Below are 14034 nucleotides of genomic sequence, written 5' to 3'. Positions count from 1 at the left end.
GCGCGGCACGTCAGGATAACTGGTTCAGGAGTCAATCAGTAGCCTTTTGCGCTCACGGTGGAGAATGCCGCCCGATGGACAATGACGCGGTTCGCGCGGACGAGCGCATCTCGGTGGGTAGCGGCGAGGTCATCGCCATGAGCCCGCAGACGCGCGATATCTCCGCTGATGAGGTCTGTGTCCTCATTCCGACGCTCGACGAGGCGGCGACGATCGGCGACGTCATCGACGGCTTTCACGAAGCGGGCTACACGAACGTCTTCGTCGTCGACGGCGACTCGGACGACGCGACCAGAGAAATCGCTCGCGAACGCGGCGCCCACGTGCTCGTCCAGTCCGGCAGCGGCAAGGGCCAGGCCGTCCGCGAGGCGCTCGAGTACGTCAACGTACCCTACGTGTTGATGGTCGACGGCGACGGCACCTACGATCCGGCCGACGCGGACACGATGCTCGAGCCGCTCTCGCGGGGCTACGAGCACGTGATCGGCAACCGCTTTGCCGACATGGACGACGATGCGATGAAGGCCCTCAACGGACTCGGCAACCGGCTGATAAACAAATCGTTCCGGTTCATCCACGGCGCCGACTACGACGACATCCTCTCGGGCTATCGCGCGTTTACCGTCGACTCGTTCGAGCGACTCTCGCTCGATTCGAACGGCTTTACGATCGAGACGGAACTGGCCGTCGAGTGCGTCAAACACGGCGTCGACACGACGGTCGTTCCGATCAGCTACGGCGCCCGCCCCGACCAATCGGAGACGAACCTCCACCCGCTCAAAGACGGCGGCACGATCATCCTCGCGCTGTACTCGCTGGCGAAGACGAACAATCCGCTCTTTTACTTCGGCAGCTTCGGCGTCGCCGGCATCCTCTCGGGCGGCGTCGTCGCCTCGTACGTCCTCTGGCAGTGGGTGCAGTACGGACAGGGCCACGAGATCCTCGCGATGGTCTCGGCGGCCGCCATCCTGCTCGGAGTCCAGTTGCTCATGTTCGGCGTCCTCTCGGACATGCTGCTCTCGCTCCACCGCGAGCAGCGACGTCGTCTCGAGCAGATCACGCGCGAGAACCGAGACCACGACCGAGACGACGAGTAGAAGTAGACGTCCTCGAACGCGTCCTCAGAACGGCAGCATCGACCGCATCTGCTGGAAGACGCCGCCGGAGTTGTTCTGTCGATACTCCTCGAACGGCCCGTGTAGTTCGTTCAGCAGTTCCTGGCGCGAGCGAAACTCCGTCGTGTCGACCTCGGACAGGATCTCCCCCAGTGCGACGTCGTTGCCGTGGACGTCGTAGGAGACCTGCTCGTGGCCGAGTTCCGCCGCGACGTCGTCTTTCGACGCCGGAAACGAGAGGTCCGCGCGTTTGAGTTTCGCGTCGACGGCAGCGATGCCGAACTCGACGCTCTCCGGTTCGTCGTCGTCTCCGCCCGAGGGTGGCCGAACTCCCATACGCTCGAGTAGGGGATCCGATAGCAAAACCGCTACGAAGACCGACGCAGCGTGAACGGGACGTCGCCCCGGCGAAGCGGTGCTGTCGACACGCCTTTGGGGGCGGCGACGGAGTATCGCGTATGACCGAGTACACGACGGTTTCGATTCCGAAAGATCTCGCCGACCGCGTCGAGGAGACGATCGAAGGGACCAGCTTCCAGTCGACCAGCGACCTCACGCGGTTCCTGCTTCGCAGCATCGTCATCCAGCACCAGAAGCAAGGCGAACTCACCGAGGCCGAGTTCGAGGAGATCACCGAACAGCTTCGGGGACTGGGCTACCTCGAGTAACGCGACCGGCCGTCGCTTCCGCGAGCGGACAGACCGCCGACGAGCACGCCGCCGTCAACGACAGGCGGTGTGCGTATCCGTCTCGAGGGACGAGCCTCCCACGGAGGTCGAGATGCATGCCACACGTCCCTGACTTCCCGACGCCGACGGACGGTTCCGAGGAGGATCGCGGCGAGTCGAATCGAAGCATCATCGACCGCCTAATCGGAAGCGGCGACGATCCGACGCCGACCGGCGGTTGACGGCTATTGGCTGGTGACGATCCGTGACGGCGACGACGGTCCCGTCGCTCCCCCTGTCGGATCGCTTTTTTACGAGTAGCTACCGACGCTCCCGCAATCGACGATACCGAGTCGATCCGAGTTGATTCGACCCCGCGCCGAACCACCGCGAACGACGCGTCGGATCACCGTCCGCGCTTCCACTCGACGTCCGAGAGCGATCGGTCCGGCGCCTGCGCGTCGACGACCTCGAGCGCTCGCCGCTCGCCGCGGCGGTCGAATGCGGCGAACGAGCGCTCGTCGAGTTCCCACGGCGGGACGGCGACGAAAATGACCTCCGCGAGGTCGTCGCGCTTGGTCACCTCGAGTTCCCGAACCGGGTGGGAGACGAACTGGCCCTGTGCCTGCCTGGCGGGCGTCGAGAGGTCGACGCCGAAGACGGCGTTGACTGGATTGCCGGGATCCGGAAGGTAGAAATCCGTAAAGACGGGCGCATCCGAAGGCAGTTCGTCGGCCCCTTCGAGTTCGCCTGCGGGCGTAATCGAGACGCCGGTCGCCACGCGGTCGGGATCGGCGTCGCTAGCCAGATCGAGCAGGACGTCGACGAGCGCGCGCGTGATGTAGACCACACCCGTCGTACGCGGCGCTCGTAATTAGTTGTGTGCCCGGTGATCGTGATTCGTGACGTCCCGCGGTGGGGCCCAGAACTCAAAACGGCAGCGCGCTCCGGGCCGTGCTCGCGACGACGCGCGGAATCCCGCGCCGGGCGTTCTCGAGCGTCTCCTCGAGTGTGTTCGCGGCGTCGGCGGTAATGCCGGGGCCGTGACCGACCAGGATTCGCTCGGGACGGAAGCCACCCAGTTCGTCGCGCGGCGGCGTCGGTCGCCGCATCGGATGCACGCCGAGCGGCTCGTCGCCGGCCCGGAAGTACTCCGCCGTCCCGACCGACTCGGGGACGACGAGCGTCCCGCGATCGCGATCGTAGAGCGCGACTTCCCGCCAGAATCGGTTGTCGACGACCGTGTGCGCCTCGAGGCCGGTATCCGACAGTTCGTTCGTAAAGCGGGCGACCGGCGCGTCGATCTCCTCGGAGACTCCCTCGAACGAGCGCGGCAGGTAGACCGGAACGTTGTACCGGTTCGCGAGCGTCTCCGCGTCGCGCGTGTGCCGATCGAGCAGGACGACGACGCCGGCGACGTCGCCGAGCGGTGCGATCAGTTCGTCGAGACCGTTCGCGTCGACGGGGTCGATCAGCCAGACCTCGCCGGCGATCTCGAGGGCGTGGCTCGCTCGCTGCATCGCCTCGTCGGGGTGGGCGATCCAGCCGACGCCGCCGTCGAAGCGGTCGATCTCGCGGAACTCCGGCGCGCGCTCGTCGGTGCGGAATGTCATATCGGGGCGTACGGTCGCGACGAATATAACGGCTGGCGGTGAACTACCCCTGCCTACTCGCTGTCTTCGGCGGTTTCTCGAGGACGGGGGCTTAGCGTCCTCATTTCCAGCTAAAACGAGCTCCCATCTGTCAGTATCGGATAACCGCGGTGGCCCTCTGTCGCCACCACATATCTGGCCACAGAACGACGTTCTGACCGGTGTGTAACGGGTGATGTCAGTGACGAAGTGGATTTTCAGTCGTCGTAGATCAACCACTCGTCGTCGTGCGTTCGGAGTTCGAACTCCTCTTCGTCGCTCTCCGATTCGTCGTCGTATTCGAACGTAACTTCAGCTTCGACAGTCGCTTCGTCGTCGTCCTCGTCGACGTCCAGAATCTCGACGTCGACCGAGTCGAAGAACTGCTGCATGAATTCCCACTCATCCTCGGGAATCTCTCCCTCTTCGGCGTCGGGATGGATCAGGTCGTTCGCCGCTTCGCGGTCGTCGTCGTCCAGTGCCGAGACGTAGTCTTCGACCACGTCTCCCGGGTCGTCGCTTCCGACGCCCGGAATCGAACTGGTACAACCGGCCAGAGCCGCAGTTGAAATACTACCGAGCGCTGCGAGGCAGTGACGTCGATTTACGTCCATCGTTCTCCTGTGGAGATAGTCAGTAATTAGTTGTTTTGGCCATCAGCGACAAAAATTGCGCATACTATCGGAAATGGCCACCCGTTGCAGGGTGTTGCAATCCCAAAACCAATAGCCACGACGAACGTACGTAATCGCATGCTCACCGGGCTGTCCTGGCTCGCCCTCGAGGTCAAGTATCTCGAGCACGCGCGCTCGTTCTACGAGGAGACGCTGGAGATGGACTGCACCGCCGAGCGCGAGGACGAACTCGTCTTCGCGGCCGGCGAGACCGACCTCGTGTGCCGCCGACCCGACGGCGTCCCCCGCGGCGGGCTCCACACCCACTACGCGTTCTCGATCCCCGACGACGAGTACGACGACTGGTGGGACCGCCTGAGCGGCCGCGGCTACGACCTCGAGGAGGCCCAGTTCGGCCCCGCGAAGTCGCTGTACCTGTACGATCCCGACGGCAACTGCGTCGAACTCGGACAACAGGGCGGCGAGGGACCGGGTATCGACGGCGTCTTCGAGGTCGTCCTCGAGGTCGAGGACCTCGACCGCGCGGAGGCGTTTTACACCCAACTCGGCTTCGAGACGGCCGACGTCGGCGACGACCGCAAGCGAATCCGCATGAACGGTCCGATGGCGCTCGAGCTCTGGGAGCCCCACCTCGGCATCGCCGACGCCCGCGGCGGCGTCCACGTCGACCTCGGCTTCGAGACCAGCGAGCCGACGGCGGCCCTCGAGGCCGTTTCCGACGACGTCCGGCAGGTCGATCACGTCTCGGACGAGCGCGTCGTCGTCCGGGATCCGGACGGCCACGTGGTGACGTTCGCGCACCGCTAGTATCGCTCGGCTGTACACGTCAGTGCAAGCCCGTCGCTTATCGAACGCAGGAGTGTTCCCTCGGACGGAGACATGAGCATCGATTCAACCGAAGACCTCTTCGTATCCGGGCTGAAGCACGCCTACTACACCGAACAGCGACTCGTCGACGCCCTCGAGGAACTCGAGGAGACGTCCTCGAACGAGGAGCTCCAGTCGGGCTTCGCCGAGCACCGCGAGGAGACGAAGACGCACGTCGACCGCATCGAACAGGTGTTCGACCAGCTGGACGCCGAGGCCGAAGCCGAGGAGGATCCCGTCGTCGAGGGGATGATCGAGGCCCACGAGGAGTTCATGGGGAAAGATCCGAGCGACGAGGCCGTCGATCGGTTCAACATCGCCGCCGGCCAGAAGTCCGAACACTACGAGATCGCCGCCTACGGAAACCTCATTCCGATGGCCGATCAGCTCGGGATGGACGACGCCGCAGACACCCTAGAGCAGACGCTGCGGGAAGAACAGGACGAACTCGAGACGCTCTCGGAGTACGGCGAGCAGTTCGACTACGACGAACTCGAGGCCGCGGACTGAGACGGCCTGCTGTACCGAGAGCGGCGCGCGCCGGCGACACGTCGTCGACGGCGTCTTTTCGATCGGCTCAGGTTCGGCAAAGCCGTTTCCGGAGCGGTGCTCAGAGTCGTTCCGTATTCACGTCGACGCCCGGCGGCGTCACGAGCAGGAAGCCGCGGAAGTGGACGAGACTTCCGCCGGATTCTTTGACGTCGCGGGCGAAGCCGGAGGCCAGTTCGTTGACGTTACCGTCGACGTTGAGGACCAACACGTTGCCCTTCGAGATCGTCTCGAGCCACTCGTCGGCGGGCGTCGTTCCGTCGAGGACGCCGAGAACGATGCTGCCCTCGATGTCGAGTTCCTCGTCGATGTGTTCCTCGACGGCGCGGAGGTCGAGGTCGAATTCGCTCATAGGGGGTGGGTCGAACCGATACGAGAAAAACGTTCGCCTCTCTCGAGGTGTCGCGGCTCGCGACCGGTCGCGACGCTGCGAGACGACGACGTCGACCGCGGAGTCCGAGGGACTTTACGGCTGCGCCGCGGCTACTAACTGTGAATTATACCGACGTTCGGCGCCACTGGGCGGAGCGATCCGGGGAGTATTCGCCGGAGTACTACGCCTACTACGGACCGAACGAGGCGAGCGAGGCCGTCCGCGACATCGTCGAGCAGTCGCTCGATCGGTCCGCGTCCGTTCTGGAACTCGGCTGCAGTTCGGGGCGACACCTTTCGCACCTCCGCGAGCACGGGTTCGACGACCTGACGGGAATCGAACTCAACGAGGACGCGATCGACGTGATGGCCGAGACGTATCCCGACCTCGCGACCGCCGGGGAGTTCCACGTCGCCCCGATCGAGGACGTCGTCACCGAGTTCGACGACGACGCGTTCGACGCGGTCTACTCGGTGGAGACGCTGCAACACCTCCACCCGGACGTCGACTGGGTCTACGACGAGCTGGCGCGGATCACGAGTGACCTGCTCGTCACCGTGGAAAACGAGGAGCCAAGCGAGAACGCGACCGCCAGCGAGGACGGCGATGCCAGCGACGCCGATCCCGCGGGACCGAACGGGTCGAACGTCAGCTACGTCAACGGCGACTTCCCGCTCTATCACCGCGACTGGAACGCGATCTTCACCGAACGAGGGTTCGTCGAGATCGACGTCCGGTCGACCAAGCGAGACACCGTCCGCGCGTTTCGGCCGGCGTCGGAACGGCCAGATCGCTGAGCGTCGCCCCGACGCCCCGCGACGCGTCGCTCCGTTCCGTTCACCGCTCAGTCCTGTGGAAACTCCTTCAGGAAGCCGCGGAACTCGGTGTGGTGGGCCTCCTCGTCCGAGAGGATCGAGACCGCGACGTCCTCGGTCACGGGGTCGTTGGCTTCCGATGCGGCCTCGTGGAGCGATCGATAGGTCTCGATCGCGTCGTCTTCGGCCTCGAGGACGCCCTCGATGACCGACTGCACGTCGGTGGTGTCTTCGGGCGGCTGAAGGCTGTGCTGGCTCGCTTCGAACCCCTCCGAGCCGGGCGGCGACTCGTCGAGTTGCTTCAGTCGCTCGCCGAGCATCCGGGCGTGATCGAGCTCCTCCTGAATGTCGTCTTCGAGGCTCTCTTTGACCTCCTCGGCGTGGATGCCGTCGAGGACGATGGCGTTGGTCAGGTAGTTCATTACGGTCTCGAGTTCGTCGACGTAGGCCTCCGTGAGGAGGTCCGTAATCTCGTCTGACGTCATCTAGAGGCGACTCCACCTCGGAGCCAAAAAGATGTGACACCCGCGCGTGCCTGCCCGACAGCGTTTGCGTCCGCCGGCGCTCGTGGCGCTCGTCGTCGAGTGGCGCCGTGACGACGACCGAAACGAACCCCCGTCCGGCGAATCGACGCAGTCGCGACGTGCCCCGCGAGTGCGCCGGCACAGCGGAGTCTGCGAGGTGGCGATACAGCGGGACGGCAGATCCGCTGACTCCGTACACTCTTGTCTCCGGTCGCCCAACCACGCCGTACGAATAATGCGCGACCTCGACGATACCGACCTCGAGATTCTCGAACTGCTCACCGAGAACGCCCGCCGTTCGTACACGGAGATCGCCGACCGGGTCGACCTGACGCCGCCGGCGGTCTCCGACCGGATCGCGCGCCTCGAGGAGCAGGGAATCATCCAGGGCTTTACGATCGACGTCGACCGGGAGAAACTCCGCGGCGACGTCCCCGTTTTGGTCGAACTCGAGGCCCGTCCCGAGGCCGTCGACGAGGTCTACGCGAGCGCGGCCGATCTGTCGGGCGTCGACGCGATCTACGAGGGGATGGACGGCCGCGTGCTGGTGTACGCTACGGCCCCGGACGCGAACGCCCGCTCCTGGCTCGAGTCCGAGGTCGAGTTCGCACACCTGGCGGGGTACGACGTGACGCTGCTCGCGCGTTCGGATCGCGTGGTCGGCCTCTCGGCGGCGGGGTTCTCACTCGAGTGCGTCGTCTGCGACAAGCAGATCGACGACGGCGGCGTCACGGCGACGATCGAGGGCGAGGTGAAGACGTTCTGCTGTCCGTCCTGCAAAGCGCGATACGTCGACGAGTACGAGTCGCATCGGGACGCACTCGAATAGGGTCCGACCCCCCGGACCGACCAGTGTAACTACCGAACAGTGCAGGACGCGAGAATCGGCGGTGGTGTAATATATTTAAGGTCTCTCCCGTTGGCAGAACGTCACCATGGGTCCACCGAAACCGCTGACGGTCGGAATACTCACTGACTCTCATCTCGAGGAATGGCAAGTGCGAGCGATAGAGCACCTCCAGTTTGAAACAGGAGTCGACGTCTCGTTGGTCGTAAGTTACGTAGACGAATTCGAGCCAGCGGCTAAATCAGTCGCACTGAACACCAGGGACTGTCTCGGTCTCGTCGATATGGGACTGTTTCTTGATTTCCTGCGACGACGGGATGCGTGGGCACTGGTCCTTGCCGAACGGAAACTCGGATGGATTTTCGGCCACGACGAACCGCTCGCCTATCAACGTGCTGTCGAAGACGTCGAATGTCTCACTGACGCGAAACGTATTCCCTGTGAACCACGGTCAGAAGGCGCCTGGATCGAATTGCCCGGTGCTGTCGTTGACCGGGTCGAAGAGGAGTGCGATGTGGTCGTGCATTTCGGCTCACGCCTCGTTCGTGGTGAAATCCTCACCGCGCCCGAGTACGGCGTCATCGGGTTTCATCCCGCCGACATTCGAAAGTATCGTGGACTCGGTCCAGAGCTACTGTTCCTCAACGGCGAAGCGACCGCCGGGTCGACGTTACAGCGGTTAGACGAAACGGTCGACGGCGGTGAAATCGTCGCGTTCGATACGGTCGACATCCGCACCTGTTATACGCTCTGGGAAATCGAAGAACGCATCCGTGCGATGCAGATTAGACTACTGACGGACGGGATCAAGAATCTACAGGACCCGACGGTCGAACCGACGCTCGTGTCCGCTGACGAACTCGGTGAACTGTATTACAACACGGACCGTCAAAGACTTACATTCTCCGCATCACTCGCCGCGAAGAACCTCGTCGGGCGGCTCAAGCAGACAGTCATCAACTAGTTCGCGTTCTGCACGGTATATTAAAAACCAGGGAACGAAGGGGAATAAAACTACAATCGCAGTATTTCCATCGTGTTCTGCCACAGCCCCCGCCTGAACGTCCACCCCACTGCGCGCCAGAGACCACGCTGTCCGACAGGCGGAAAATTCGGGGTGACTCGAGCGCTGACGGACCGGGTCGTACCGCGAGACAGATATGATATTAGGTAATAAGGAGTGTATTAGGTCGTTGATTGCTGGCGGTTTTGCCGGGCACTCGAGTGCGTGTATCATGGTGACATACTGGAAGACCCCCGCGACAGCGCCAGGTTTATATATGTCGTCGCACGTCGGATTCAGATACAATGTCTTCACAAGACAACCCGTCCTCTGACACCAGTCAGGGGGGTCGAGTTCTTCCAGGGCACGTTAGATTCCACTGACGAAATAGAGTCAGCACGTGTCTTCGATACGACGCTCCGTGACGGCGAGCAATCGCCCGGAACGTCGTTCTCTTACGACGATAAACGGCAGATCGCGTCCATTCTGGACGACATGGGCACCCACGTCATCGAAGCGGGGTTCCCGGTCAACTCGGACGCGGAGTTCGAGGCCGTTCGTGATATCGCGTCATCGACGCAGACCACGACCTGCGGGTTAGCCCGCGTCGTCGATGCGGACATCGAAGCCGCCCTCGATTCGGGCGTCGAAATGGTGCACACGTTCGTCAGCACCAGCGACGTCCAGATCGAGGACTCGATGCACGCGACGAGAGAGGAAGTCGTACAGCGCGCAGTCGAATCGGTCGAACGCGTCGTCGAGACGGGAACTACCTGCATGTTCTCGCCGATGGACGCGACGCGAACCGACGAGCAGTATCTGATCGACGTGATCGAAGCGGTCACCGAGGCCGGCGCCGATTGGATCAACATCCCCGACACCTGCGGTGTCGCCACCCCGACCCGGTTCCGGGCCATGATCGAGAAGGTCTGTGCCCACACCGACGCGCGGGTCGACGTCCACACTCACGACGACTTCGGGCTGGCCACCGCCAACGCGCTGGCCGGTATCGAAGCCGGTGCCGACCAGGCGCAGGTTTCGGTCAACTCCATCGGCGAGCGAGCCGGCAACGCCGCCTACGAGGAGTTCGTGATGGCCGTCGAGTCGCTCTACCAGACCGACACCGGGATCGACACGACGCGAATCATCGAGCTCTCGAACGTCGTCGAGGAGAAAAGCGGGATGGGAACGCCGGGCAACAAGCCCGTCGTCGGCGACAACGCCTTCTCCCACGAGAGCGGCATTCACGCCGCCGGCGTCATCGAGAACTCCGACACCTTCGAACCCGGCGTGATGACCCCGGAGATGGTCGGCGCCGAACGCCGCCTGATCCTGGGCAAACACACCGGGACACACTCGGTCCGCGAACGCCTGCACGAACTCGGCTTCGAGCCGACCGACGAGCAGGTACGTGCGGTCACGCGCCGCGTCAAAGACTTCGGGGCCGAGAAGCGCCGCGTCACGGTCGACGACCTGGAGCGCTTCGCCGAGGAGGCTGACGTCGACCGTCAGTCCGAATCGGAAGAGGAGGTGCGCGTCTGAGGAATGTCCTCCTCGTTTGCCACCGTTCGCGAGCCCCTGCTGTCGCGCTCGAGTGCACACTCCGGTAACGCTTGCACGCGTCCTGAGACTCGCAAGGGTTATGTCGCTCGAGCGTCCTACGAAAACGATAATGACGGTTCGCGCGACGCTGCCGACACGTCTTCGGACGGACGCCAGCGCCGCGTACGCTTCGATTCGTATTGTAGGGGCGCCTACGCCCCGTCTCTAGTCACAGCCACCGTCTCGAATTCGTCGCAGCGTTTTCACAGCGACCCCACAGCCAACAGATGACAGCAGCACCGACAGTCACGGCGACAGCAACGCACCGCTACGCAGCGGGAGGTAATCGATGAGCGAACGCGCAGCAAAGGTCACACCAGCCGACACGGACGAACAGCACGACGAACAGATCACCGACAGCGCAGCGCCGGACGCGGCACAGGAAGTCGACGGCGACGCCGACGCTGACGGCGAGTCGGAGCCGACGCCGGTCACCACCGGCGCCGAATCCGTCGTCCGCGCCCTAGAGAACGCGGGCGTCGAGTACGCCTTCGGCGTCCAGGGCGGGGCGATCATGCCCGTCTACGATGCCCTGTACGACTCCGAGATCTACCACGTGACGATGGCCCACGAACAGGGCGCATCCCACGCGGCCGACGCTTACGGCGTCGTCTCGGGCGAACCGGGCGTCTGTCTGGCAACCTCGGGTCCCGGCGCGACCAACCTCGTTACGGGCATCGCCGACGCCGACATGGATTCGGATCCGATGATCGCGCTGACGGGACAGGTCCCGACGGCGTTCGTCGGGAACGACGCCTTCCAGGAGACGGACACGACGGGCGTCACGACCCCGGTCACGAAGGACAACACCTTCGCGAGCGATCCCGACCGAGTCGGGACGGACGTCAGCGAGGCGTTCGCGCTCGCCCGCGAGGGACGTCCCGGACCGACGCTGGTCGACCTCCCGAAAGACGTCACTAAGTCCGAGACCGACCGCGAACCCGACGAGCCGACGGTGCCCGACACCTACGAGGTGCAAGAGCGCGCCGACGAGGAAATCGTCGAAGCCGCGGCCGAACGGATCGAGACGTCCGAGCGCCCGGCGATGCTGCTCGGCGGCGGCGTCATCAAAGGCGAGGCCAGCGAGGCCTGCCGCGAGTTCGCCATCGAGCACGAGATTCCGGTCATCACAACGATGCCCGGCATCGGCTCGTTCCCCGAGGACCACGAGCTCTCGATGGAGATGGCGGGCATGCACGGCACCGGCTACGCCAACATGGCGATCACCCACTGCGACACGATGATCGCCGTCGGCACCCGGTTCGACGACCGACTCACCGGCGGCATCGAGACGTTCGCGCCGGACGCGGAGATCATCCACGTCGATATCGACCCCGCCGAGATCAGCAAGAACATCCACGCCGACTATCCGCTGATCGGCGACGCCGAAACCGTCGTCCAGCAACTACAGGAGGCCATCGAGAACTCGCCGCAGGCCAAAAAGTGGCGCGCACAGTGCCAGCAGTGGAAATCCGACTACTCGATGGCCTACGACGCGCCAGAAGACGAGCCGCTACAGCCGCAGTTCGTCGTCGAGGCCCTAGACGAGGCCACCGACGACGACACGATCGTGACGACCGGCGTCGGTCAACACCAGATGTGGGCCTGTCAGTACTGGACCTACACCGAACCGCGAACGTGGGTCTCGAGTCACGGCCTCGGAACGATGGGGTACGGACTCCCGGCCGCGATCGGCGCGCGACTCGCCGCCGACGACGACCAGGACGTCGTCTGTTTCGACGGCGACGGCTCGTTCCTGATGACGCTACAGGAGCTTTCGGTGGCCGTCCGCGAGAACCTGGATATCACCGTCGCGGTGCTCAACAACGAGTACATCGGGATGGTCCGCCAGTGGCAGGACGCCTTCTTCGAAGGGCGTCATTCGGCGTCGGACTACGGCTGGATGCCGGAGTTCGACAAGCTCGCCGAGGCCTTCGGCGCGGCCGGCTTCCGCATCGACGACTACGACGAGGTTGCCGACACGATCGACGAGGCACTCGCCTACGACGGTCCGTCGGTGATCGACGTCCATATCGACCCGCAGGCGAACGTCTACCCGATGGTGCCAAGCGGCGGCGACAACGGTCAGTTCGCACTGACGGAGGATCAGCTATGAGGCGCGGATTAGAGGGCCCGGCGCCCGAGGAGCGACCGACGCCCGCGGGCCGCCGGAACGAGCAGGGTATTCGCATCGATCCCGAGGTCGAAGCGACCCACGAGCCGCGCCGGACCGTCATCTCGGCGCTCGTCGAGCACGAGCCCGGCGTGCTGTCGGACGTCTCGGGGCTGTTCTCGAGGCGGCAGTTCAACATCGAAAGCCTGACCGTCGGTCCCACGACAAACGACGACCGTGCGCGGATCACCGTCGTCGTCGAGGAGCCCGATCCCGGCATCGATCAGATCAAAAAGCAGCTACGGAAGCTGGTGCCGGTGATCTCGGTTCGCGAACTCGAGCCCGACGCGATGCAGCGGGAGCTGGCGTTGATCAAAGTCGACGCCGACGACCCCGCGCAGGTCAACGCCGTCGCGGACATGTACGACGCGACGACCGTCGACTCGAGCCCGGAGACGGCGACCTTCGAGATCACGGGCGCCCGCCAGAAGATTGAGGCCGCGATCGAGACCTTCGGCCAGTTCGGCGTTCGCGAGATTTCCCGAACTGGGACGACGGCACTCGCCCGCGGCACTGAGGAGACGGCGGCGGCGCTCAGCGCAACCGAATCGGCAACCGAACAGACGAAGACCCAACAGGAGTATCCAGCAGACGATGACTGACGAATTCACCACCGACATCTACTACGACGATGATGCAGACGTATCGACGCTCGACGACGACACCGTGGCCGTCCTCGGGTACGGGAGCCAGGGCCACGCCCACGCGCTGAACCTCCACGAGAGCGGGGTCGACGTGGTCGTCGGCCTCCGCGAGAGCTCGTCCTCGCGCTCGGCCGCCGAAGCCGACGGACTGACCGTCGAGACGCCCGCCGAAGCGGTCTCGCAGGCGAGTTACGTCTCCGTGCTCGTTCCCGACACCGTCCAGGCCGACGTCTACGAGAACGCCATCGAGCCCAACCTCGAGGCCGGCGACACGCTGCAGTTCGCCCACGGGCTGAACATCCACTACAACCAGATCCAGCCGCCCGAGGACGTCGACGTGACGATGGTCGCCCCGAAGAGTCCGGGCCACCTCGTCCGCCGTAACTACGAGAACGACGAAGGGACGCCCGGTCTGCTGGCGATCTATCAGGACACGACGGGCGACGCCGAGGGGCGCGCCCTCGCGTACGCGAAGGGGATCGGCTGTACCCGCGCCGGCGTCATCGAGACGACGTTCCAGGAAGAGGTCGAATCGGACCTCTTCGGCGAGCAGGCCGTCCTCTGTGGCGGCGTCACCTCGCTGGTCAA

Annotated in this window: 18 protein-coding genes; 12 read left to right on the top strand and 6 right to left on the bottom strand. The window is 64.3% G+C overall.

The window, feature by feature from the left end:
- Positions 1-74 precede the first annotated feature (74 nt).
- Complete coding sequence (aglJ, locus tag C493_RS16105; RefSeq protein ID WP_007260536.1) at positions 75-1097, top strand: S-layer glycoprotein N-glycosyltransferase AglJ; 1023 nt, start codon at positions 75-77, stop codon at positions 1095-1097.
- Between the two features lie 24 nt (positions 1098-1121).
- Here aglJ and C493_RS16100 read toward each other — a convergent pair whose 3' ends face one another.
- Positions 1122-1451: a DUF5789 family protein gene (locus tag C493_RS16100; RefSeq protein WP_007260535.1), complete on the bottom strand. Its 330-nt coding sequence runs from the start codon at positions 1449-1451 to the stop codon at positions 1122-1124.
- Positions 1452-1573: 122 nt separating this feature from the next.
- Here C493_RS16100 and C493_RS16095 point away from each other — a divergent pair, with 122 nt between their 5' ends.
- Both C493_RS16095 and C493_RS24080 read left to right on the top strand, forming a co-directional pair.
- Positions 1574-1783: a ribbon-helix-helix domain-containing protein gene (locus tag C493_RS16095; RefSeq protein WP_007260534.1), complete on the top strand. Its 210-nt coding sequence runs from the start codon at positions 1574-1576 to the stop codon at positions 1781-1783.
- A gap of 116 nt (positions 1784-1899) precedes the next feature.
- A complete protein-coding gene (locus tag C493_RS24080) occupies positions 1900-2025 on the top strand; it encodes a hypothetical protein (RefSeq protein WP_275039839.1) in 126 nt (41 codons plus the stop codon).
- Between the two features lie 164 nt (positions 2026-2189).
- On the opposite strand, the gene C493_RS16090 is transcribed toward C493_RS24080, so the two are convergent.
- From C493_RS16090 to C493_RS16080, 3 genes are all read right to left on the bottom strand, one after another.
- Positions 2190-2633 carry an MPN domain-containing protein gene (locus C493_RS16090; protein WP_007260533.1) on the bottom strand — a complete coding sequence of 148 codons (444 nt, stop codon included), beginning with the start codon at positions 2631-2633 and terminating at the stop codon, positions 2190-2192.
- Between the two features lie 79 nt (positions 2634-2712).
- Positions 2713-3396 carry a hypothetical protein gene (locus C493_RS16085; protein ID WP_007260532.1) on the bottom strand — a complete coding sequence of 228 codons (684 nt, stop codon included), beginning with the start codon at positions 3394-3396 and terminating at the stop codon, positions 2713-2715.
- A gap of 236 nt (positions 3397-3632) precedes the next feature.
- Positions 3633-4028 carry a DUF4878 domain-containing protein gene (locus C493_RS16080; RefSeq protein WP_152421185.1) on the bottom strand — a complete coding sequence of 132 codons (396 nt, stop codon included), beginning with the start codon at positions 4026-4028 and terminating at the stop codon, positions 3633-3635.
- Positions 4029-4166: 138 nt separating this feature from the next.
- Between C493_RS16080 and C493_RS16075 the strand changes: the two genes are divergently transcribed.
- Together C493_RS16075 and C493_RS16070 are read left to right on the top strand one after the other, a co-directional pair.
- On the top strand, positions 4167-4856 hold the full coding sequence (locus tag C493_RS16075) for a VOC family protein (RefSeq protein WP_007260530.1): 690 nt from the start codon (positions 4167-4169) through the stop codon (positions 4854-4856).
- 72 nt (positions 4857-4928) lie between these two features.
- A complete protein-coding gene (locus C493_RS16070) occupies positions 4929-5426 on the top strand; it encodes a YciE/YciF ferroxidase family protein (protein ID WP_007260529.1) in 498 nt (165 codons plus the stop codon).
- 100 nt (positions 5427-5526) lie between these two features.
- On the opposite strand, the gene C493_RS16065 is transcribed toward C493_RS16070, so the two are convergent.
- Positions 5527-5817 (bottom strand): DUF5779 family protein, encoded by a 291-nt coding sequence (locus tag C493_RS16065; protein WP_007260528.1) that lies wholly within the window; start codon positions 5815-5817, stop codon positions 5527-5529.
- Positions 5818-5957: 140 nt separating this feature from the next.
- Between C493_RS16065 and C493_RS16060 the strand changes: the two genes are divergently transcribed.
- Complete coding sequence (locus C493_RS16060; protein ID WP_007260527.1) at positions 5958-6635, top strand: class I SAM-dependent methyltransferase; 678 nt, start codon at positions 5958-5960, stop codon at positions 6633-6635.
- A gap of 47 nt (positions 6636-6682) precedes the next feature.
- Here the strand turns inward: C493_RS16060 and C493_RS16055 are convergent, their stop codons facing one another.
- Entirely contained in the window at positions 6683-7138 is a 456-nt protein-coding gene (locus C493_RS16055; protein WP_007260526.1) for a ferritin-like domain-containing protein, read from the bottom strand.
- A 274-nt stretch (positions 7139-7412) separates the two neighbouring features.
- Here C493_RS16055 and C493_RS16050 point away from each other — a divergent pair, with 274 nt between their 5' ends.
- The 6 genes from C493_RS16050 to ilvC form a co-directional block, all read left to right on the top strand.
- A complete protein-coding gene (locus C493_RS16050; protein WP_007260525.1) occupies positions 7413-8006 on the top strand; it encodes a winged helix-turn-helix transcriptional regulator in 594 nt (197 codons plus the stop codon).
- 106 nt (positions 8007-8112) lie between these two features.
- The gene (locus tag C493_RS24160; protein WP_049889421.1) at positions 8113-8988 is read left to right on the top strand and encodes a formyltransferase family protein; all 876 of its coding nucleotides are present in this window, start codon (positions 8113-8115) and stop codon (positions 8986-8988) included.
- Positions 8989-9321: 333 nt separating this feature from the next.
- On the top strand, positions 9322-10569 hold the full coding sequence (locus C493_RS16040; protein ID WP_449289430.1) for a LeuA family protein: 1248 nt from the start codon (positions 9322-9324) through the stop codon (positions 10567-10569).
- Between the two features lie 349 nt (positions 10570-10918).
- Complete coding sequence (gene ilvB, locus C493_RS16035) at positions 10919-12745, top strand: biosynthetic-type acetolactate synthase large subunit (RefSeq protein WP_007260522.1); 1827 nt, start codon at positions 10919-10921, stop codon at positions 12743-12745.
- The gene (gene ilvN, locus C493_RS16030; protein ID WP_007260521.1) at positions 12742-13404 is read left to right on the top strand and encodes an acetolactate synthase small subunit; all 663 of its coding nucleotides are present in this window, start codon (positions 12742-12744) and stop codon (positions 13402-13404) included. The genes ilvB and ilvN overlap by 4 nt, the downstream gene beginning before the upstream one ends.
- A partial coding sequence (ilvC, locus tag C493_RS16025; protein ID WP_007260520.1) for a ketol-acid reductoisomerase occupies positions 13397-14034 on the top strand: 638 nt, incomplete at its 3' end. The genes ilvN and ilvC, both read left to right, overlap by 8 nt.

Source organism: Natronolimnohabitans innermongolicus JCM 12255 (assembly GCF_000337215.1).
Classification (GTDB): domain Archaea; phylum Halobacteriota; class Halobacteria; order Halobacteriales; family Natrialbaceae; genus Natronolimnohabitans; species Natronolimnohabitans innermongolicus.
Note: the sequence above shows the minus strand (reverse complement) of the source record. Positions and strands in the feature narration are given on the sequence as shown.

Excerpts from the sequence above, each read along its gene's own strand:
- C493_RS24160 (WP_049889421.1), top strand. The coding sequence starts at position 8,113 with ATGGGTCCACCGAAACCGCTGACGGTCGGAATACTCACTGACTCTCAT.
- C493_RS16075 (WP_007260530.1), top strand. The coding sequence starts at position 4,167 with ATGCTCACCGGGCTGTCCTGGCTCGCCCTCGAGGTCAAGTATCTCGAG.
- ilvN (WP_007260521.1), top strand. The coding sequence starts at position 12,742 with ATGAGGCGCGGATTAGAGGGCCCGGCGCCCGAGGAGCGACCGACGCCC.
- C493_RS16085 (WP_007260532.1), bottom strand. The coding sequence starts at position 3,396 with ATGACATTCCGCACCGACGAGCGCGCGCCGGAGTTCCGCGAGATCGAC.
- C493_RS16100 (WP_007260535.1), bottom strand. The coding sequence starts at position 1,451 with ATGGGAGTTCGGCCACCCTCGGGCGGAGACGACGACGAACCGGAGAGC.
- C493_RS16095 (WP_007260534.1), top strand. The coding sequence starts at position 1,574 with ATGACCGAGTACACGACGGTTTCGATTCCGAAAGATCTCGCCGACCGC.
- C493_RS16055 (WP_007260526.1), bottom strand. The coding sequence starts at position 7,138 with ATGACGTCAGACGAGATTACGGACCTCCTCACGGAGGCCTACGTCGAC.
- C493_RS16080 (WP_152421185.1), bottom strand. The coding sequence starts at position 4,028 with ATGGACGTAAATCGACGTCACTGCCTCGCAGCGCTCGGTAGTATTTCA.
- C493_RS16050 (WP_007260525.1), top strand. The coding sequence starts at position 7,413 with ATGCGCGACCTCGACGATACCGACCTCGAGATTCTCGAACTGCTCACC.
- C493_RS16070 (WP_007260529.1), top strand. The coding sequence starts at position 4,929 with ATGAGCATCGATTCAACCGAAGACCTCTTCGTATCCGGGCTGAAGCAC.
- ilvB (WP_007260522.1), top strand. The coding sequence starts at position 10,919 with ATGAGCGAACGCGCAGCAAAGGTCACACCAGCCGACACGGACGAACAG.
- C493_RS24080 (WP_275039839.1), top strand. The coding sequence starts at position 1,900 with ATGCCACACGTCCCTGACTTCCCGACGCCGACGGACGGTTCCGAGGAG.
- C493_RS16065 (WP_007260528.1), bottom strand. The coding sequence starts at position 5,817 with ATGAGCGAATTCGACCTCGACCTCCGCGCCGTCGAGGAACACATCGAC.
- aglJ (WP_007260536.1), top strand. The coding sequence starts at position 75 with ATGGACAATGACGCGGTTCGCGCGGACGAGCGCATCTCGGTGGGTAGC.